The organism is Croceicoccus sp. YJ47 (assembly GCF_016745095.1).
In the GTDB taxonomy this organism is placed as follows: Bacteria; Pseudomonadota; Alphaproteobacteria; order Sphingomonadales; family Sphingomonadaceae; genus Croceicoccus.
In genome coordinates this window covers 1,963,400-1,982,362 of the sequence record NZ_CP067087.1, presented here as the reverse complement: position 1 = coordinate 1,982,362, position 18,963 = coordinate 1,963,400, and the positions used below count along the sequence as shown (strand labels likewise).

The following is an 18,963-nucleotide window of genomic DNA, read 5'->3' as shown; positions in this document are numbered from 1 at the left end:
GCCCGTTACCTGCCCCCGCCGGGCGTTGCCGTCCCTTCGCCGCTCATGATGCCGGCAATCCGGTTCAGCATGATCGCGGGCGAAACAGGCTTTGCCAGAAAGGTGATGGCGTCATCGTGCCGGTCGATTTCGAGATCGGAGCCATAGCCCGAAACGATCATGGTCGGCACGCCCCGCTCTTTCAATTCGCGCAGCACCGGTTCGATCGACGTCCCGCCGATATTGTAATCGAGCAGCGCGAAATCGAGCTCTGCGCCGCTGGCGAGGATCTTGCGCGCCTCGGCGATGCTGTGAACCGGGCCGACCACCTTGGCACCGGCGCTGACGAGCGTCTGCCCATGCTGCTCGGCGACGAGCCATTCGTCGTCGACCACCATCACATGCTTGCCGCGAAGCGGGCTCAGATCGGCCTGGGGCAGCGCAGGCCGTCGTGCCTCCGCGGTCGCGGGAACAGACCCGACGAGCCGGTCCATCGGCATGGTGCATTCCAGCCGCAATCCTTCGGTCTCGTATCGGATCTGCGGTTCCGCGCTGAGCTGCGCCCGCAGGATGCGCTCGATCACGGTCGAGCCGAAACCGCGATGGTCGGGCGCCTTGACCGGCGGGCCGTTGCTTTCCTGCCAGCGGAAGAACAGCCGCGCGCCATCGTCGCCTTTCTCCTCGATATGCCATTCCACGCTCAACGCCCCGTTGGGCACGGAAAGCGACCCGTATTTGAGCGCATTCGTGCACAATTCGTGCAGTGCCATCGAAAACGCCTGCGCCGCGACCGCGGAAATCGCCACCCGCGGTCCCGCGATGCGCACGTTTTCCCGGTTTGCCGAATGGGCAAGCTCATCCTCGATCAGCGATTTGAGATTGGCCCCCTGCCAACGCGCCTCGGCCAGGAGGCTATGCGTGCGGGCCATCGCCTGGAGCCGCTTTTCAAAGCCGGACAGGAAGCTGTCGAAATCCGCGGCGCCGCGCCCGGTGATCTTCGCAATGGACAGGATGATCGCGAGCACATTCTTCACCCGGTGGTCGAGCTCGCGCATGATGAAGCGGCTCTGTTCCTCGTTCTGCTTGCGCGCGGTGATATCGGCATTCACGCCCAGCACGGTCGTGCGCCCGTTCTCGATCAGCCGTTCGCCCCGACCCGACAACCAGATGACGCGCCCGTCCGGCCGCCTGAACTTGAATTCCTCGTCAAAGGGGGCGCCCTCCGCGATCGTCCGGTTCAGCGCTTCGGACACCCGCTCGCGGTCCTCCTCCACGATCATCGCGATGAACTGATCCGCCGTGGGGCGCTCCTTCTGATCGGCGCGGCCGATCATGTCGCGCAGGCTTTCGTCCCACACCGCCTCGCCATCCTGCGGGTCGTAGCTCCACACGCCCATGTCGGCGCTGCGAATCGCGAGCGACAGCATCAACCGTTCGCGCATCATGTTCATTTCGCGCTCGATCTGCATGATGGTGGCGCCCGCGACATTGGCCGCGGCCTGCAGGATCGACAGGTCGACATTGTCGAAGACGTCCGCGTCGCGGTCGTGCAGGCCGATCACGCCCCACGGCGTGCCGCCCACCTGGATGAGGCAGCTGATCCCCGATGTCACGCCATGCGAGACGAGAAGCGGCGGCGGATCGAACCGGCGTTCGCGCGCGAAATCGGTGACCAGCACGGCGTTTTCGGTCTTGAGCGTATAGCCGCCTTGGCTCGCCACGCCGGTATCCACCGACGCGTTGCCGACCAGCCCTTCCTTCCACCCCGCCCCCGCAACGAGATCGAGCCGGTCCGTATCGCGGTTGAGCCGCAGAACCTTGGCATAGTCGCAATCCATCGCAAACCGCAGCGATGCACACATCTCGTTGAAAAAGCCCGAAAGGTCGCGCGCGGCGAGCGCGGTCTGCCCCAGCTCGGCGATGATCCGCTGCTGGCGTTCGCGCTGCTGCAACTGGGCCTGCGTCTCGGCCTGTTCGGTGATGTCGTTGAAGGTGACGACCACGCCGTGAATGCGTTCGTCCGACGTGCGATAGGGTTGTATCCGGCGTTGAAACGTGCGGTTGTCCTGGCTTTCGATTTCGGCATGCACCGGGGCCAGATCGCGCAGCGTGCGGCGAATGTCGGGGATGAGGCACTCGTCCGTGACGCGAAAGGCCATTTCGGTGACCGGGCGGCCGATGTCGCTGTCGCGCAACTCCACGATTTCATGGATCGCGGGCGTAAATCCGCTGATCCTGAATTCCGGGTCGAGGAACAAGACGGGCAGGCGCGTGCTGGTGAGCAGATTGCGCATGTCGTCGGAGGTCTTCTCGACCTCGCCGATCTTCTCTTCGAGCTGATTGTTGACGGTGATCAGCTCTTCGTTGAGCGATTGCAGCTCCTCACGGCTGGTTTCCAGCTCCTCATTCGTGGATTGCAGCTCCTCGTTGGCGGCGACCGCCTCCTCGTTGCTGGCCTTCAGCTCCTCGTTCGAGGTTTCGAGCTCCTCCACCGTGGTCTGGAGATCCTCGCGCACGATGGCGAGTTCGTATTCGAACCGGTCCGAAGTTTCGCGCTGGACCTCCGTCTCCTCGTCCGCATGGGCGTCGGCCGGATCGCTTTCGATAAAGCTGACGAGGAACAGCTTCTCCTGGCCATCCTCCATCATCTCGCACGCGACGCAGACTTCGGCATCGCGGTCGGGCAGGCGGACCCGCACCGGGCGATGGGACGGTTCGCCGCCCTTCGCGACGGCGCCGATCGCCTCGCGAACGCGGCTGCGCAGCGCGCCGGGTATCATGTCGTAGATATTGTTACGCGGCTCGCCTTCGGGCTGGTCGATGAAGCGGCGCACCGGGCCGTGGAAATAGGCGATCTGCCCATCGGCGTGGAGCGCAACCGTTGCCGGGGCATAGCGTTCGAGCAGCGACCGCCGCACCCGTTCCGACAGGTCGTGCCGGCGATCGAACGCATGGCCCCGCCCGTTGAGCGGCACCACGACCGAGCTGTCCCGCCTTTCGCGCATGGATTCGGGAATATTCTGCGACCGGCCCGGCAGGCGGCGGTAGATATGCGCCTTGGTATCGATGGCGCGGAATTGCCGCGAACGCCCGTTCGTCGTCTCCGACGTGCCGAGCACGAGCACGCCATTCTCGACCAGCGCGAAATGCAGCCGCTGTATCAATTCCTGCTGATGGCTGGTGTCGAGATAGATCAGCAGGTTGCGGCAGCTGATGAGGTTGAGCCGGGAAAACGGCGGATCGGTGAGCACGTTCTGCTGCGCAAACACGACCCGCTCGCGCAGGCGCTTGTCCACGCGCCAGCCATCGGACTCCCGCGTGAAATACCGTTCGAGCCGTTCCTCCCCGATGTCGGCGCCGACATTTTCGCGGTACAGCGCCTCCCGCCCGTGCGCGAGTGCGTCCTTGTCGAGGTCGCTTGCGAAAATCTGCCAGTCGGCCGTGCTGCCGAGCGCGCGGCAGGTCTCGTCAATCAATATCGCGACGGTATAGGCCTCCTCCCCCGTGGAGCAGGCCGGAATCCACACCCGGACCGGGCCGTTGGCGGGGTCGTGCCCTTCGATCATCGGGCGGATGGCCTTGTCCACGACCGCGGGCCACACCGCGGGATCGCGAAAGAAGCCCGTCACATTGATCAGCATGTCATCGAACAGGCGGAGCAATTCGTCCGCATTGCCGCGCAGATGTTCGATGTAATCCGGCAAGGCATCGAACCGCAGCAGGTTCATGCGCCGCCGCACCCGGCGCTCGATCGTACCTCGCTTGTAAGCACCGAAATCATGGCCGAGCCGCGCCTTCAGCAAGCCGACCAGCACCGCCATGTCGCGGCGGGAATAGAGGCTGCCGTCCGGCGTATCGTCCATCCTGCGGGAAAGATCCGCGACCGCCTCGGCCAGTTCGCCGAGCGTGCCCACCCGGTCCACGACCCTTGCCGCGATCGCCGATTCGGGCATCCCGCCGTAAAGCGCGGTATCGGGCGTCTGCGCAAAGGTGAGCCCGCCCGCGCCCTTGATCTTGGCAAGCCCTTCGGTGCCGTCCTTCCCCGTTCCGGACAGGATTATGCCGACCGCGTCACGCCCCACGCCCCGCGCCAGCGAGCCCATGAAACGGTCGATCGGCAGACGCAGGCCGCGCGCATCCATGGGCGTCTCGACACGCAGGATGCCGTCTTCGATCGTGAGGTAATTGTCGGGCTGCAGGACATAGATATGGCCCGGCATCATGCGGGTGTCGGGCAGGGCCTGCTCCACCGGAAGCCGGCTGACCCGCTCCAGGATTTCGGTCATGCGGCTGTCCTGATCGGGGGCCACATGCTGCAGAATCACGAAGCTTGCGCCAATTTTAGCCGGGAGGAAGGAGACGAATTCCTTCAACGCCTCCACCCCTCCGGCAGAGGCGCCCACGGCAACCACAGGACGAACGGCTTGCGCCTTTTTCCGGCTCATCGGACGTGCGTCCGCCAGTCCCTGTTCGTCATGCTACCCCCCCTGCCCACTCCGTCGCGGAGCCTATCCTGCTTTCGCGTTTTGACGTGCCGACACGGCGGCACCGGTGCCGTCCCCCCCGACGATACGCCGAAAGGAGCGATACCCCAGCAATTCCTTTTCCCGCTGCGGATCGCAGATCGAATAGGTGCGGCGATAGCGCACGATCCGGCGTTCCTGCCGCAGGCTTTGTATCGTGCGGTTGAGATGCACCGGCGACATGCCCAGCATGTCCGCGATCTCCCGCTGCGTCAAAGGGACGGGAATCGACTTGCAATCGCCGCCCGTCACCGACAATTCGTCGGCAAGGTCGATCAGCAGATGAAGCAACCTGTCCGCCGACTGCCCCACGACCAGCGTTCGGGTCCGCTGCGACGAGCGCAGGGCGCGCATGTGTTCGTGCCGCACGATCGCGCTTTCGATGCCGGGCACCTCGCCGAACTTCGCGATGAGGCGATCGGTCGGCAGCACGCCCAGCACGCTGCGTGCCTTGAACAGGATATTGGCGGGAAACGAGGGTTGCCGCGGCCGCGTCCAGTTGCAGATCGCGCCCGGCCCGAAAATATCGCTGATATAGCGGCGACCGTCGGGCAGAAGCGTGAAACTATAGGCAAAACCGCTTTGCAGGACATAGAAATTGTCGCCGCTGTCCTCCTCCGCCCAGATCGGACGGTCAGATCCGATGACCCGCTGCGTCATCTCAAGATCGTCGAAATCGGCAAGCCGGATACGACGCTCGAACGGCAGCAATCGGCGCGCAAACGAATCAATGCCCGCGGCAGGGCCAAAATCCGCCGAGACGTCCGGCGCGGTTTCTACGTTCGCTTGGTTGTTCATAAGCAATTGGCATCATTAACAAATTACAACAAAAAAAGCAAGACCCCGCTGAAATACCATTTCGCTACTTAATCAAGATTAAGTATTGAGCACGAGAGCGTCAGACACCGCCCGCAGCTTCACCGAAGATCGGCATCGAGCGCCGCGGCGGCCGCTGCGGGATCGATGGCATTCTCCTCGCGGTCGACGGCGAGATTGGCCTCCCGCATGCGCGCGATCGATATGGCCCCGATGAGCGGGCGCAGCGCGCGGACCAGCTCCGGATCCTGCGCCGCCCTTGGCGAAAGGAGAATCACCGCATCATAACGCGGCAACGCCCCGCGCGGGTCGGCAAGCGTCACGAGATCGAGCGCGGCGATGCGCCCGTCGGACGAAAAGGCGGAGATCACGTCGGCGCGCCCGTTCGCCACGGCGCGATACATGAAGGTCGGGCTGTAGGCCGTGCTGCCGCCGAACCGCATGCCGTAGGCGCCTTCGACCGCGCGCCATTCGGGCTACGGCTCAGGAATTCGAGGTCGCTGCCCAGCGTCAGCTCCGGCGCCTTCGCCGCAAGATCGTCCAGATCCGCGATGTTCAAAGCCCGCGCCCGCGCCGCCGGCATGGCGAAGGCATAGGCATTTTCGAAACCGAGCGAACCCAGCACGCGCACGCCGTCACGCGCCATCAACCCGCGCGAAAGGGCGCGCATCATCGCCTCGCGGTCGGGATTGTCATTCCGGTTCAGGACATTGGCCCACAGCGTGCCGGTGTAGTCGACATAGACATCGATATCGCCCGCCGCCACGGCGCGATAGGCGATCGCGGAGCCCAAATTGTCGCGCCGCTCCACGCGCATCCCCGCCGCCTCCAGCCGCCGTTCGAGCAGCGCGGCGAGGATGTATTGCTCGCTGAAATTCTTGGCCCCCACGACATAGGCGGGCCGGTCCGCATCCCCATTCCCGCCCGAAAGCGGCACGAACGCCAGCAGCACCGCGAAAAGCAGCGCGCCGATCCCGCTCAGCACCATGGCCTTCGATCGGCGCGCGATCCCCCGCTCGATCAGGCCGAGCAGCGCATCGGTCACCAGCGCCAGCACCGCCGCCGCGCCGCACCCGACCAGCACCCGGACCCAGTTTTCCGTCTGCAGCCCGGAGAATATCAGATCGCCGAGGCTTGGCTGTCCCACCGTGGTGGCCAGCGTCGCGGTCCCGATGGTCCACACCGCCGCGGTCCGCAGGCCGGCAAGGATTACCGGCGCGCCCAGCGGCAATTCCACGCGCAGCAGCCTTTGCCGCGCGGTCATGCCGATGCCGTCCGCGGCCTGGCGCAGGACCGGGTCCAGCCCGGCAATCGCCGTCACCGCATTGCGCACGATCGGCAGCATCGCATAGATCGACAGCGCGAGAAGCGCGGGCAGGAACCCCAGCGCCGGAACCGCCCACCCCGTCGCCCGGCCAAGCAGCACGAGCGCGGGATAAAACAGCGCGAGCAGCGCCAGGCCCGGGATCGTCTGAAACACCCCGACAATGGCCAGCACCGGCGCGCGCAGCCGCGGGGCATGCGACGCCGCAATGGCGAGCGGCAACCCGATCCCCACCGCCAGCGCGATCGCCGCGAGGCTGAGCACCAGATGCGCCTGCAACAGGTCGGGCAGGTCGGCGAGCGCGCGGGACAGGGGCGCGGACATCGCCATCACCCCTCGCCCCGCATGGCGAGCAGGCGTTCCGCCTGCCGCAACGGTTCGGCGAGCAGTCCGCCCACGGTATCGTCATCCCGCATGGACAGCAGCTGTGCCGGCGTTCCGCATGCCGCGATCCGCCCGCCCCGCATGACCGCGATCCGGTCGGACAGCAGCATCGCCTCCCCCATGTCATGCGTGACCATCACCGTCGTCAGCCCCATCGTGTCGTGCAGCGCGCGATAGGCCCGGCCAAGATCGCCGCGCGTCACCGGGTCGAGCGCGCCGAACGGTTCGTCCATCAACACGATTTGCGGCTCTGCGGCCAGCGCGCGGGCAAAGCCGACCCGCTGCGCCTGCCCGCCCGAAAGCTGCGTCGCCATCCGCCCGGCCAGTTCGCGCGGCAACGCCACCATCTCGAGCAATTGCGCCACCCGCGCATCGCGTCCGGCCCGGTCCGCCCCCGTCAATGCGGGCACCAGCCATATGTTCTGCGCCACCGTCATGTGCGGAAACAGGCCGATATCCTGAAACACATAGCCGATGGAACGGCGCAGATCCGCCGCCGACCGGTCCTGTACCGGCGCACCGTCGATGAACACCGCGCCCGCATCGCATTCCACGAGCCGGTTCACGGTCTTGAGCAGCGTGGTCTTGCCCGAGCCCGACGGCCCGACCAGCGCCAGGAATTCGCCCCGCCCCACCGACACATCGACATCGCTGAGCGCGCGATGCCCGTCATAGGTAACCGTGACACCGCGCAGGGACAGCCGGGGAGAAGGTTCGGTCATGCCCCACCCTTCGCGCAGTGCGCCGCATCGTGCAAGCGCGGGATAAGCGCGCCGGTTGCGCCCCCGTATCGCGCGCATATCGCCCCGCACGCGGACGCATCATGGCCCGGCGTCGTCCTGCTCTGGTTCGAACGAAGCCGGCGAAGCCATGCGGGGCATCGTCACCGGGGCCGCCTGCCGCCTCGATGGCGAAACGATGGTTGCCGGCACGATTGCGGAGGCGCGCCAGCGCGGGGCCGGCGGCAGGCAAAATCGCGCAGTTGGTCCTGTCGCGCGCGGACAGAATACGGCCCGGCGTGACCCGCCCATGCCGGAATCGCTATCGCCCTCCACGATAAGGCGAAGCGGGCCGCACGCGCATCGACGCGCGGCCCGCTTCGCTCAGGATATGTCCGCGCGGATGCGTTTCTTGTCGATCTTGCCCACGCTGGTGCGCGGTAGCGCATCGCGCAGTTCCATCCGCTCGATCGCGGCATAGCGGCTGAGTAGGCCGTCCGCGATCGCCTGTTGCAGCGGTTCGTTCACCGTTTCGAGCGTGGGGGTCGCATCGCCACTGGCGACGATCACCGCCGCCGGCCTTTCGCCCCAGTGCGGATCCGGCACGCCGATCACGGCCACTTCCGCCACGCCCCTGGTCCCCGCGATCAGATCCTCGATCTCGAGCGAGGGGATCCATTCGCCGCCGCTCTTGATCACGTCCTTCAACCGGTCGCGGATCTGCACCCGGCCCATCGCATCGATGGTGGCGATGTCCTGTGTGTGCATCCACCCGCCCCGCCACAATTGCGCCGAGGCATCGGCATTGCCGACATACCCCTGCGTCAGCCAGGGCGCCCGCACGACCAGCTCGCCGCGCGCTACGCCGTCATGGGCGACGTCGTTCATGTCCTCGTCCACGACGCGGGCCGACACCAGCGGCACCGTGACGCCCGCCATGGTCATCACATGCGGGTCGAGCGGCTCGCTCTCGTCCCTGTATTGCGCAGCCCGCGACTGCGTCAGCATCGGGCCGGTTTCCGACATGCCGTAGCCCACATTGACGTTCATGCCGCGCGCGGTCGCGTCCTTCCACGTCGCCTCGGTCAGTGCGCTTCCGCCGATGATCATGGTCCATCCGGCGAGATCGACCTCGCTCTCTGCCGCGGCGCCCAGCACCATCTGCAGAATGGTGGGCACGCAATGGCTGAAGGTGACGCCATGCTCGCGGCGCAGGCGGCAGATCATGTCGGGCTCGTATTTCCCCGGATACACCTGCTTCACCCCGATCATCGTCGCGACATAGGGCAGGCACCAGGCATGCACGTGGAACATCGGCGTCAACGGCATGTAGACATCGTTGATGCCGAAACCGGGCCGGCGCGTCGTCCCGAACGGCGCGTTGGACGCAAGGGTGAGCAGGACGATCTGCCGGTGCGAATATTCCACGCCCTTGGGATCGCCGGTGGTCCCGGTGGTGTAGAAGGTGGTGGCGATCGCGTTTTCGTCGATGGGGCAGAACGCGAATGGCTCCTCCACCTGCGCGAGCAGCGCCTCATATTCGCTTACCGCATATGCGGGCAGGGCCGCGCCTGCGCTGTCCTCGTCCTCGTCGATGACGATGATCGCCTTCACGCCGGTAAGCGTGTCGCGCACCGCGTCGAGCAGGGGCAGGAAATCGCGGTGAACCACGATCACTTCGGTCTTTGCGTGGTTCAGCGTGTACTGAATCTGCGCGGTGGGCAGGCGCACGTTCACCGTCATCAGCACCGCGCCCATCATCGGCACCGCGAAATACGCCTCCAGGTAACGGTGGCTGTCCCAGTCCATGACGGCGACGGTCGTCCCCTCGCCCGCACCGTGGTCGGACAAGACGCGGGCGAGCCGGCCGATCCGCCCGCGCAGATCGCGATAGGTCATGGTGAGCCGGTCGCGATAGACGATCTCCTGCTCGGCGGAGGTCGCCAGCGCCGCATCGAGCAGATGCCCGATCGTCAGCGGAAAATCATAGGCCTCGTCCGCCCGGCTGGCATAGCGCAGCGCCATTGGTTCATTCTCCTCTCACATGCGGTCCGGGTGTTTTCATGCGCCCGGTCCCGCCTTTTCAATCATTCGCGCGAAATGCGCTTCGCCTGGGACAGCACCCATTGCGCGGTCTTGTCCGGCCAGGTCACGGGGATCATGTGCCCGCCCTCGATCACGGTCAGCTCGCCATTGGGGAGCGCATCGGCGGTGCGCGTTCCATGGAGCATCGGGTCGAGCAGCGTGTCGCCCTCCCCGAACAAGATGCCCACCGGCATCGTGATCTCGCCATAGCGCGGGGAAATCGCCTCCATGTCGTCCTTTGCATGGCACAGGTCGGACGACGCCGCCCGGAACGCGGAGGGACGCAGGGCCAGTGCCCCGCCGCCCCGCGTCGCAAAATCGGCAGGCGGCGTATCGGGGGAAAAGACGAAGCGTTGCTGCTCCTCCGCCCGGCGCAGCGACATCGGCGTTGCCAGCGTCCACGCCACCGCCTCGCGCTTTGTCGGCGAGGGAATGGCGAGATTGGCGAACACGCCCGGCTCGTCCACCGGCTGCGTCAGCGGGGCCAGCAGGGCCAGCCCGCCCACCGCATCCGGCGCGTGGAGCGCGAGCGCGAGCGACACCGCCCCGCCCATCGAATGCCCCACCACCAGCGGCCGGTCGAGATCGAGCGCGGCGATCACCTGCGCGATGATGGCGGCCTGAGCACGCAGCCCCTTGTCCTGCGCCCCGGTCCACGTGGAATAGCCGCATCCCGGCCGGTCGATGACGATGACCCGGTGATCCTTCACCAGCCGTTCGGCCAGCGCATAGGTGAGGTTGCGCATCTGTCCGTAAAGGCCGTGGATCATCACGATCGGCGGTCCGGAACCCATGTCGACATAATGAATGCGCGCATCGTTGACCCGGAGGAAGCGCCCGTCGCGCGGCACCATCTGTTCCGCCTTGCGCGCGGTCAGCGCGGTGAACCCGACAAGCCCCAGCCCGCCCAGCGCGGCCCCGCTCGCGGCCAGCGTGGCCATGCGTTTCACAAAACTCATGATTACAATCTCCGTCCCAGCAGGCGCCAGTATCCCACCGGCATGATGCGTTCGATCACGGACACGATTTTCGCGTCCTTCCCGACGAGAACGCGCGGACGCTGCGCTTCTATCCCGCGCGCAATGATTTCGCCCGCCTCCGCCGGATCCATGACGAGCGCCTTTTCGAACTTGCGCTTGTGCTTTTCCCGCGTTTCGGGGTCGACCCCCTCGCCGATGGTCGCATTGGCGGCGATATTGGTGCGCACGCCGCCGGGGTGCACCACCGTCAGGCCGACGGGCGAGCCTGCGGCCTCAAGCTCGTGGCGCAAGGCTTCGGAAAAACCGCGCACGGCGAATTTCGACGCGGCATAGGCGCTCTGCCCCGGCGGCGCGATCAGGCCGAACAGGCTCGACAGATTGACGATCCGCGCCTGCGCCCGTTGTTCAAGATGCGGCAGAAACGCACGCGTCATCGACACCACCCCCTCGAAATTGACCGCCATCACCCGGTCGAACTGCGCCGTGCTGATCTCGCCAAAACCGCCGCCCAGCGCGATGCCCGCATTGTTCACCACGATGTCGACCGCGCCATGCGCCGCGATGACCGCATCGGGAAGCGCGGCGACCGCGTCTCTGTCCGACACGTCGAGCACATGGACCGAATTCTGCACCGCATTGCCGACGAGCCGCGCCGTTTCGGACAATCCCGCCGCGTCCACATCGCACAGCGCGACATTGCACCCCCGCCGCGCCAGCGAGCGGGCCAGCGCCCGGCCGATCCCGCCGCCCGCACCGGTGATGACGGCGATCTTTCCGTCCAGATTCATGGGCCTGCTCATGCCTGATCCCCCGCCGTGCCATATTGCAATACGCCGTCGCGCGGCTTCCCCTTGCGGAAGGCGCGAAGGTCGCGAAAATAGTTCTGCTCCACGCGCCAGGGCGGCCGGCGCCCCTGCCGCGGGAGTATCCCCGCCGAACGTTGCAGATAGCCCGATTGCAGGTCGAGCATCGGTTCGTCCGACGCGTCGTCCGGCCCCGCGACGGGCTGCACGAAATCCGCCCCCGTGCCGTCCATGTGGTTCAGCAAACGCGCCACCAGCCGCGCGGTCAGGTCGCATTTCAACGTCCACGACGCATTGGTATAGCCCACCGCAAAGGCGAAATTGGGCACCCGGTCCAGCATCGCACCCTTATATACAAGCCGCGATCCGGGGGTCACGTCCTCTCCGTCGACGGCAATCGTCATGCCGCCCATCACCTTGAGCTTGAGCCCCGTCGCGGTCACAATCACGTCGGCGGGCACATGCCCGCCGGATGTCAGCACGATGCCATCGGCGTCGAACCGCGCGATCTCGTCCGTCACGATAGCGGCGGTCCCGGCATTCAGCGCCTCGAACAGATCGCCATCGGGCACGAGGCACAGCCGCTGGTCCCAGGGGTCGTAATCGGGGGTGAAGTGCCGCTCGATATCGAAATCGGGGCGGAGCGCGTCGCGCTGCATCGCCTTGACCCGGCGGCGCATCGCATCGGGGCGTTTGCGCGCGAAATTATAGAAGAACGTCGAAAGCCCGATATTCTTCCATCGAATGAGGAAATCGGCCAGTTTTTGCGGAAACACCCGGCGCAGCGCAGCGCCAACCCGGTCGCGCGAGGGCAAGGACACGATATAGCCCGGCGAGCGTTGCAGCATGGTGACCCGCCGCGCCCCGCGTCGGGCCAGGGCAGGCACCATCGTCACCGCCGTCGCGCCGGACCCGATGACCACGAAACGGCGGTCCTCGACCCTGATGTCCTCAGGCCAGAACTGCGGGTGCACGATGTCGCCTGTGAAGCGGTCCTCGTCTTCGAAATGCGGTCGGTGCGCCTCTTCGTAATCGTAATACCCGGCGCACAGGAACAGGAACCGGCATTCGATGCGCCCCGCCCCCGCCTCCGTTTCGTAGGTGACTTGCCAGCGGGCGGTCGCGCTCGACCATTCGGCGGCGATGACGCGATGGCCAAAGCGGACTTTCCGGTCGATGCCATATTCGCGCGCGGTGTCGCGGATATAGTCCAGAATATCCGCCCCGTCGGCAATCGCCTTGTCGCCGCGCCACGGGCGAAAGGGAAAACCCAGCGTCGTCATGTCGGAATCGGACCGGATGCCCGGATAGCGGAACAGGTCCCACGTACCGCCGATCGTGTCGCGCGCTTCGAAGATCGCCCAGCGGCTTCGCGGGCATTGGGTGATGAGCGCATGGGCCGCGCTGATCCCCGAAAGACCCCCGCCCACGATCAGAACGTCGAGCGTTTCGCACGCCTCCCCACCGGACTGCATGCCGCGGTCGGCCCCATCGGGCCGGTCATCGTCGCGGGGCGTCGGGGGGACAGCGGTCATGCCCCTGTTTGAAAACTCGGTACGCCGATGTCAAGCGGCGCGGCCGGCACTGCCGCGCCGGGCTGCGCCGCTTGAACACCCGGTTCAGGCAAGCGTGGCGAGATCGGCCGGATCGAACCCCTTCAAACCGTCCGCATCCCCTTTGTGGATACGGTTCGCCCAGTCGGGATTGCTGATGAGCGCGCGGCCCACCGCGATGAGGTCGAATTCCTCCCGCTCCATCCGCGCGACGAGATTTTCGACGCCGGTGCTCTGCGATTTTTCGCCGCCGAATGCCGCGATGAATTCGCCCGACAGCCCGACCGAGCCGACGCTGATCGTCGGGGCGCCGGTGATCTTCTTCGCCCACCCGGCAAAGTTCAGCCCGTCCTCGCCGTCGATCTCCGGGAATTCCGGTTCCCAGAACCGGCGCTGCGAGCAGTGGAGAATATCGGCGCCTGCATCGACCAGCGGGCCGAGCCACGCCTCCATCTCCTCCGGCGTGGTGGCGAGGCGGGCATCGTAATCCTGCTGTTTCCACTGGCTCACCCGGAGAATCAGCGGATAGCCGGGGCCGACCGCCTCGCGCATGGCGGCGACGATCTCGGCGGCAAAGCGCGAACGCTCGGCAATCGTGGGGCCATTGTACCGGTCCTGCCGCGCATTCGTGCCGGGCCAGAAGAATTCGTCCACGAGATAGCCGTGCGCACCGTGCAATTCGACCGTGTCGAAGCCCAGCCGCTTCGCATCCGCCGCCGCGCGGGCGAAGGCGGCGACCGTGTCGGCGACGTCTTCTTCCGTCATGGCCTTGCCGCGCGGCTTGCCGGGGGCGAGCAGGCCCGACGGGCTCTCCACCTCGGCATCGGGGTCCAGCCGGCGTTCCCCTTGGTCGCGCCGGTATGCCAGATCTGCGGCCCCATCTTCCCGCCCGCATCGTGCACCGTGTCGATCACCTCTTTCCATCCGGCGAGCGCGGCGTCGGAATGGAAGAGGGGAATATCCTTTTCATTGCGCGATGCCGGGCGGTCGATCACCGTCCCTTCGGACAGGATGAGCCCTACGCCCCCTTCGGCGCGGCGGCGGTAATATTCGGCATTGGCCGTGCCGGGGACGCCATCGGGCGCGGCGGTGCGCGTCATCGGCGCCATGACGATGCGATTGTCGAGCGACAGGCCCGCACGGTCGAAAGGCTGAAACAGGATATCGGTGACGGGGGAGGACATGGCGGCGGATACTCCGGAAAACTTACGGGGGGGGGCAGGACAGGTCCGAAAATTCGGATCGATCCGCCAGCTATGCCGCAAATGCGAAATTTCAAGGTTCCGGTATGTCGTTTTCATCCTTTGCGACGTCATGCGTCCCCGCCAGCCGCGCCGGCAGACGCGCGCGCAGCATGGCGACAAGCTGGCTGATCTTGGGCGAAAGATGCCGCCGCTGCGGATAGACGGCCCAGATCGGCTCGGGCGGCGGGGCCATGTCCTCCAGCAAGGGGATCAGCCGCCCCGCCGTCACATGGCGCCGGGCATAGAACGCCGGCAGCTGGCATATCCCCATCCCGTGCAGCGCAGCGTCGAGCACGGCCGCCCCGCTGTTGCAGCGCCACCGGCCCACCGGGCGCACCACCGCATCGCCGCGAAACCGCCACGCCCCCGATGACCCGCCGAGACAGGCGTGGTCCGAAAGCTCCGCCAGCGTGCGCGGATAGCCATGCGCCGCCAGATAGTCCGGCGCGCCACAGGTAATCAGCGCGCGTTCCGCCACCCGCGTCGCAATCAGGCGCGAATCGTTCAGCTGCCCTGTCCGAATGGCGATGTCGTACCCCTCGGCAATGAGGTCGATCACGTCATTGTCGAGATCGACCGTCACCGAAAGCGCCGGGAACCCCTGCGCGAATTCGCGCACCAGAGGCGCCACGAACTGTTCGCCCAGCGCGTAGGAGCAGGTGAGCCGCAATTCGCCGCGCGGTTCGCCGTCGCGGGTGATGGCGGCGATCGCCTCCTCCCGCTCGTCCACGATGCGGCGGCAATCCTCGAAAAATATGCGCCCCGTGTCGGTCAGGCGGAGCGAGCGCGTCGTGCGATGGAACAATTGCGCCTGCACCCGCATCTCCAGCCGGGCGACGGCGCGGCTCATATGCGTGACCGACGCACCGAATGCGCGGGCGCCGGCGGTAAAGCTGCCCGCCTGTGCGACCGCGACGAATTCCTCGATGCCGTCCCATCCGCCGATCATGGCCATTCGCCCATCGTCATTATAACCGTGCTGCGATAATCCTTTTCTCAAATGCCCCTTTATCACCATCCGGGGGGATCGCTACACTCGCGCGCAAAGCAGGAGATACCTTTATGAAAACCCGCGCCGCGGTTGCATTCGAAGCGAAAAAGCCCCTCGAAATCGTCGAGCTCGATCTCGAAGGTCCCAAAGAGGGCGAGGTCCTGGTCGAGATCATGGCGACCGGCCTGTGCCATACCGATGCCTACACGCTCGACGGGCTGGACGCCGAAGGGCTGTTCCCCAGCGTGCTCGGCCATGAAGGCGCCGGCATCGTGCGCGAGATCGGCGCCGGCGTCACCAGCGTGAAGCCCGACGACCATGTCATCCCGCTCTACACCCCCGAATGCCGGCAGTGCAAAATGTGCCTGTCGGGCAAGACCAACCTGTGCAGCGCCATCCGCGAAACGCAGGGCAAGGGGCTGATGCCCGACGGGACCAGCCGCTTTTCGTACAAGGGCGAGACGATCTACCACTACATGGGGTGTTCGACGTTCTCGAACTTTACCGTGCTGCCCGAAATCGCCGTTGCGAAAATCCGCGAGGACGCCCCGTTCAAGACGAGCTGCTATGTCGGGTGCGGCGTCACGACCGGCGTCGGCGCGGTGGTCAACACGGCCAAGGTGAAGCCCGGCGACAATGTCGTGGTTTTCGGCCTCGGCGGGATCGGATTGAACGTCATTCAGGGTGCGCGCATGGCGGGCGCAGACCGCATCGTCGGCGTCGACATCAACGGCGACAAGGAAGAATGGGGCCGCAAGTTCGGCATGACCGATTTCGTCAACCCCAAGGATGTCGGCAATGTCGTCGAACATCTCGTCAACATGCTCGACGGCGGGGCGGATTATTCGTTCGACTGCACCGGCAATACGAAGGTGATGCGCGACGCGCTCGAATGCTGTCACAAGGGGTGGGGCACCTCGATCATCATCGGCGTCGCCGAGGCAGGCGCCACGATCGAGACGCGCCCGTTTCAGCTCGTCACCGGGCGCAACTGGCGCGGGACCGCGTTCGGCGGGGCGAAGGGCCGGACCGACGTGCCCAAGATCGTCGACTGGTACATGAACGGCAAGATCGACATCGACCCGATGATCACCCACGTCCTCATGCTGGACGAGATCAACAAGGGTTTCGACCTGATGCATGCGGGCGAATCGATCCGCAGCGTCGTCGTCTACTGATCACTGGCGGTCCGTGCTCGCGACCTTTTTCGAATGGCGCATCCGTCCCGGCCGCGAAACGCAATTTCGCGAGGGCTGGGACGCGATGACGCGGCTGCTGTTGAAGGAGAACAGCCACGGCTCCGCGCTTTTCACCAATGAGGCCGGGCATTTCTGCGCCTTTGCACGGTGGCCCGACCGGGCGGCGCGCGACGCGGCCTTTGCCGCGCTGGCCGGAACCGAAATCGCCGCCGGGCCTTATGATGCCATGCGGGACGCCATGGAACGCGAGGTGCAGCGCATGGACCTCGACCTGGTTTCGGACCTGTGGTGCCCGCCGGCCCCCGACCCTGTGAATGGCCGGACCCCGTAAAAGGAGAGAATGCATGCTCAACCACGTGATGATCGGCACCAACGATATCGACAAGGCGAAGGCCTTCTATGAAAAGATCCTCGCCGTCGTCGGGTGCAAGGGCGGGATGGACAACACCGCCAACAGCGGACATCGCCGCGTGTTCTTCGCGCATGGCGGTTCCATGCTGGCCATCACGCAGCCGATCAATGACGAGCCTGCGACCACCGCGAACGGCATGACGATCGGCATCGCCTGCGATTCGCCGGAACAGGTGAAGGAACTGCACGATGTCGCCGTCGCCAACGGCGCGACCAGCATCGAAAACCCCCCGGGCAAGCGCGAGGCGAGCATGGGCACGATGTACCTGTCCTATTTCCGCGATCTCGACGGGCACAAGATCTGCGGCCTCCACCGCCCCTGATACCGACGCCGCGAGAAGGACCGAACCCATGGAAACCACAGCGCAGAACCGTTCGCACGGCGGCGTGCAAAGCGTCCACACCCATGCCAGCGCGGAAACGGGGACCGAAATGACATTCTCGGTCTTCGTGCCCGATCATGCGCCGGGCGCGAAACTGCCGGTGCTGTGGTATCTGTCGGGGCTGACCTGCACCCATGCCAATGTCACGGAAAAGGGCGAATATCGCGCCGCCTGCGCCGAACAGGGCATCATCTTCGTCGCGCCCGACACCTCGCCGCGCGGGGACGACGTGCCCGATGACGAGGCCTATGATTTCGGGAAAGGCGCCGGTTTCTACGTCGATGCGACCGAGCAGCCTTGGGCGCAGCATTACCGCATGCGGTCCTATCTGGAAACCGAGCTGCCCGCGGTGATCGGGGCGCATTTCCCCGCCGACATGGACCGGCAATCAATCACCGGCCATTCGATGGGCGGTCACGGCGCGCTGACCATGGCGCTGCGCGATCCGGCCCGGTTCCGTTCGGTCAGCGCATTTGCCCCCATCGTCGCGCCGCTGCAATGCCCGTGGGGGGACAAGGCGCTCACCCGCTATATCGGGGCGGACCGGGCGAAATGGCGCGAATACGATGCCGTCGCGCTGATCGAGGATGGCGCGCGCGTGCCCGAATTGCTGATCGAACAGGGGACGTCCGACGATTTCCTGGTCGAGCAGCTAAAGCCCGAATTGCTGCGGCAGGCCTGCAAGGATGCGGGCATTGCCGCCGATATCCGGATGCAGGAGGGCTACGACCACTCCTATTACTTCATCTCCACCTTCATGGCGGATCACGTCGCCTGGCACGCGGAGCGGTTGAAGGCCTAACGCCTCCGCGTCACCCGCGGCAGGCACCACCATGGCGTGCCGGGCGAAAGATGATGTTCGTGATGATAGCCGCCGAAGTGAAAGCAGGCGAGGAGCGAGCGCAGCATCGCGCCCCGCCCGCCCCCGCGCAGGCTGCGCGCGTTGTGATGGTCCGCGAAACCGTCGGCGCCGTGGCGATGCGGCAACCACGTGCCGAACACGAACAATTGCACCAGCGCCAGCACCGCCGGCACCGCCCAGAACGCCGCGATGTTCACCAGCCGCGCGCCCAGCGCCATGTAGAGCAGCGCGACGAGCGTGATCCGGACGATCTGCCCATGAGTGTAATAGCGGCCGAAGAACGCAGCAAACCACGGCAGCAGCGCATGCGGATTGCCGGCGTGGAAATCGGGATCCTCCGATGAGCCGGGCGCGGCATGGTGCCGGTGATGCGCGGGCAGCATCGCACGATAGGACAGCGCCGCATACGCACCCAGCGCAAACGTGCCGAGCGCATGCTGCACCCTGTCATGACCGGGCGCGAGCGAGCCGTGCATGCAATCATGCGCGATGATGAACAGCCCGACCGAGAGCCACGTCTGCACCGCGATGAGCAGCACGGCGAGAGGCGCGGTGCCCCATTGCCATTCCCACGCGAAGATCGCGCCGACATGAATGGCGAGCCACGCCGTAACGATCCCGGCGGCCAGCGCGATGCTGACCGCCGTATCGGGTATTGCGGAGAAACGAAGGACGAGGCGATGCGACATGGCCGGTGTCCTAGCACG

General features: G+C 65.9%; 17 protein-coding genes. 4 read left to right on the top strand and 13 right to left on the bottom strand.

Features of this window, described 5'->3' with window-relative positions; genetic code table 11:
* Positions 1-5 precede the first annotated feature (5 nt).
* The 12 genes from JD971_RS09630 to JD971_RS09585 all read right to left on the bottom strand — a co-directional run bounded on the left by JD971_RS09630 (position 6) and on the right by JD971_RS09585 (position 15,365).
* On the bottom strand, positions 6-4,424 hold the full coding sequence (locus tag JD971_RS09630; RefSeq protein ID WP_236672033.1) for a chemotaxis protein CheB: 4,419 nt from the start codon (positions 4,422-4,424) through the stop codon (positions 6-8).
* 63 nt (positions 4,425-4,487) lie between these two features.
* A complete protein-coding gene (locus tag JD971_RS09625; protein ID WP_202082952.1) occupies positions 4,488-5,300 on the bottom strand; it encodes a Crp/Fnr family transcriptional regulator in 813 nt (270 codons plus the stop codon).
* 119 nt (positions 5,301-5,419) lie between these two features.
* Entirely contained in the window at positions 5,420-5,722 is a 303-nt protein-coding gene (locus JD971_RS17170) for a glycine betaine ABC transporter substrate-binding protein (protein WP_371809548.1), read from the bottom strand.
* Positions 5,686-6,972 (bottom strand): ABC transporter permease/substrate-binding protein, encoded by a 1,287-nt coding sequence (locus JD971_RS09620; protein ID WP_371809545.1) that lies wholly within the window; start codon positions 6,970-6,972, stop codon positions 5,686-5,688. Before JD971_RS09620 ends, JD971_RS17170 begins: the two co-directional genes overlap by 37 nt.
* On the bottom strand, positions 6,972-7,748 hold the full coding sequence (locus JD971_RS09615) for an ATP-binding cassette domain-containing protein (protein WP_202082951.1): 777 nt from the start codon (positions 7,746-7,748) through the stop codon (positions 6,972-6,974). The genes JD971_RS09620 and JD971_RS09615 overlap by 1 nt, the downstream gene beginning before the upstream one ends.
* A gap of 381 nt (positions 7,749-8,129) precedes the next feature.
* Entirely contained in the window at positions 8,130-9,770 is a 1,641-nt protein-coding gene (locus JD971_RS09610) for a long-chain-fatty-acid--CoA ligase (protein WP_202082950.1), read from the bottom strand.
* 62 nt (positions 9,771-9,832) lie between these two features.
* Positions 9,833-10,789: an alpha/beta fold hydrolase gene (locus tag JD971_RS09605; protein WP_202082949.1), complete on the bottom strand. Its 957-nt coding sequence runs from the start codon at positions 10,787-10,789 to the stop codon at positions 9,833-9,835.
* 2 nt (positions 10,790-10,791) lie between these two features.
* Complete coding sequence (locus tag JD971_RS09600) at positions 10,792-11,610, bottom strand: SDR family oxidoreductase (RefSeq protein WP_202082947.1); 819 nt, start codon at positions 11,608-11,610, stop codon at positions 10,792-10,794.
* Complete coding sequence (locus JD971_RS09595; RefSeq protein ID WP_236672032.1) at positions 11,607-13,148, bottom strand: NAD(P)/FAD-dependent oxidoreductase; 1,542 nt, start codon at positions 13,146-13,148, stop codon at positions 11,607-11,609. Before JD971_RS09595 ends, JD971_RS09600 begins: the two co-directional genes overlap by 4 nt.
* Positions 13,149-13,232: 84 nt before the next feature.
* Complete coding sequence (locus JD971_RS09590; RefSeq protein ID WP_371809541.1) at positions 13,233-13,982, bottom strand: hypothetical protein; 750 nt, start codon at positions 13,980-13,982, stop codon at positions 13,233-13,235.
* Positions 13,928-14,350 (bottom strand): hypothetical protein, encoded by a 423-nt coding sequence (locus JD971_RS17165; protein ID WP_371809540.1) that lies wholly within the window; start codon positions 14,348-14,350, stop codon positions 13,928-13,930. Before JD971_RS17165 ends, JD971_RS09590 begins: the two co-directional genes overlap by 55 nt.
* A 91-nt stretch (positions 14,351-14,441) precedes the next feature.
* Positions 14,442-15,365 carry a LysR family transcriptional regulator gene (locus JD971_RS09585; protein ID WP_371809537.1) on the bottom strand — a complete coding sequence of 308 codons (924 nt, stop codon included), beginning with the start codon at positions 15,363-15,365 and terminating at the stop codon, positions 14,442-14,444.
* 107 nt (positions 15,366-15,472) lie between these two features.
* Here JD971_RS09585 and JD971_RS09580 point away from each other — a divergent pair, with 107 nt between their 5' ends.
* Genes JD971_RS09580 through fghA form a run of 4 tightly spaced genes read left to right on the top strand, consistent with a single transcriptional unit; the run spans position 15,473 to position 18,196 of the window.
* The gene (locus JD971_RS09580) at positions 15,473-16,579 is read left to right on the top strand and encodes an S-(hydroxymethyl)glutathione dehydrogenase/class III alcohol dehydrogenase (protein ID WP_202082945.1); all 1,107 of its coding nucleotides are present in this window, start codon (positions 15,473-15,475) and stop codon (positions 16,577-16,579) included.
* 13 nt (positions 16,580-16,592) lie between these two features.
* Positions 16,593-16,931, top strand: coding sequence for a hypothetical protein (locus JD971_RS09575; protein ID WP_202082944.1), 339 nt, complete (start codon positions 16,593-16,595; stop codon positions 16,929-16,931).
* 13 nt (positions 16,932-16,944) lie between these two features.
* Positions 16,945-17,334: a VOC family protein gene (locus JD971_RS09570; RefSeq protein ID WP_202082942.1), complete on the top strand. Its 390-nt coding sequence runs from the start codon at positions 16,945-16,947 to the stop codon at positions 17,332-17,334.
* Positions 17,335-17,362: 28 nt separating this feature from the next.
* Positions 17,363-18,196 (top strand): S-formylglutathione hydrolase, encoded by an 834-nt coding sequence (gene fghA, locus JD971_RS09565; RefSeq protein WP_202082940.1) that lies wholly within the window; start codon positions 17,363-17,365, stop codon positions 18,194-18,196.
* Here the strand turns inward: fghA and JD971_RS09560 are convergent.
* Entirely contained in the window at positions 18,193-18,945 is a 753-nt protein-coding gene (locus JD971_RS09560; RefSeq protein WP_202082938.1) for a fatty acid desaturase, read from the bottom strand. The genes fghA and JD971_RS09560 overlap by 4 nt on opposite strands.
* Positions 18,946-18,963 lie beyond the last annotated feature (18 nt).

Bases quoted from the DNA above. Each gene is read 5' to 3' on its own strand.
- JD971_RS09600 (WP_202082947.1), bottom strand. From the start codon at position 11,610: ATGAGCAGGCCCATGAATCTGGACGGAAAGATCGCCGTCATCACCGGT.
- JD971_RS09585 (WP_371809537.1), bottom strand. From the start codon at position 15,365: ATGGCCATGATCGGCGGATGGGACGGCATCGAGGAATTCGTCGCGGTC.
- JD971_RS17165 (WP_371809540.1), bottom strand. From the start codon at position 14,350: ATGTCCTCCCCCGTCACCGATATCCTGTTTCAGCCTTTCGACCGTGCG.
- fghA (WP_202082940.1), top strand. From the start codon at position 17,363: ATGGAAACCACAGCGCAGAACCGTTCGCACGGCGGCGTGCAAAGCGTC.
- JD971_RS09595 (WP_236672032.1), bottom strand. From the start codon at position 13,148: ATGACCGCTGTCCCCCCGACGCCCCGCGACGATGACCGGCCCGATGGG.
- JD971_RS17170 (WP_371809548.1), bottom strand. From the start codon at position 5,722: ATGTATCGCGCCGTGGCGAACGGGCGCGCCGACGTGATCTCCGCCTTT.
- JD971_RS09630 (WP_236672033.1), bottom strand. From the start codon at position 4,424: ATGAGCCGGAAAAAGGCGCAAGCCGTTCGTCCTGTGGTTGCCGTGGGC.
- JD971_RS09620 (WP_371809545.1), bottom strand. From the start codon at position 6,972: ATGGCGATGTCCGCGCCCCTGTCCCGCGCGCTCGCCGACCTGCCCGAC.
- JD971_RS09570 (WP_202082942.1), top strand. From the start codon at position 16,945: ATGCTCAACCACGTGATGATCGGCACCAACGATATCGACAAGGCGAAG.
- JD971_RS09580 (WP_202082945.1), top strand. From the start codon at position 15,473: ATGAAAACCCGCGCCGCGGTTGCATTCGAAGCGAAAAAGCCCCTCGAA.
- JD971_RS09615 (WP_202082951.1), bottom strand. From the start codon at position 7,748: ATGACCGAACCTTCTCCCCGGCTGTCCCTGCGCGGTGTCACGGTTACC.
- JD971_RS09560 (WP_202082938.1), bottom strand. From the start codon at position 18,945: ATGTCGCATCGCCTCGTCCTTCGTTTCTCCGCAATACCCGATACGGCG.
- JD971_RS09605 (WP_202082949.1), bottom strand. From the start codon at position 10,789: ATGAGTTTTGTGAAACGCATGGCCACGCTGGCCGCGAGCGGGGCCGCG.
- JD971_RS09610 (WP_202082950.1), bottom strand. From the start codon at position 9,770: ATGGCGCTGCGCTATGCCAGCCGGGCGGACGAGGCCTATGATTTTCCG.
- JD971_RS09625 (WP_202082952.1), bottom strand. From the start codon at position 5,300: ATGAACAACCAAGCGAACGTAGAAACCGCGCCGGACGTCTCGGCGGAT.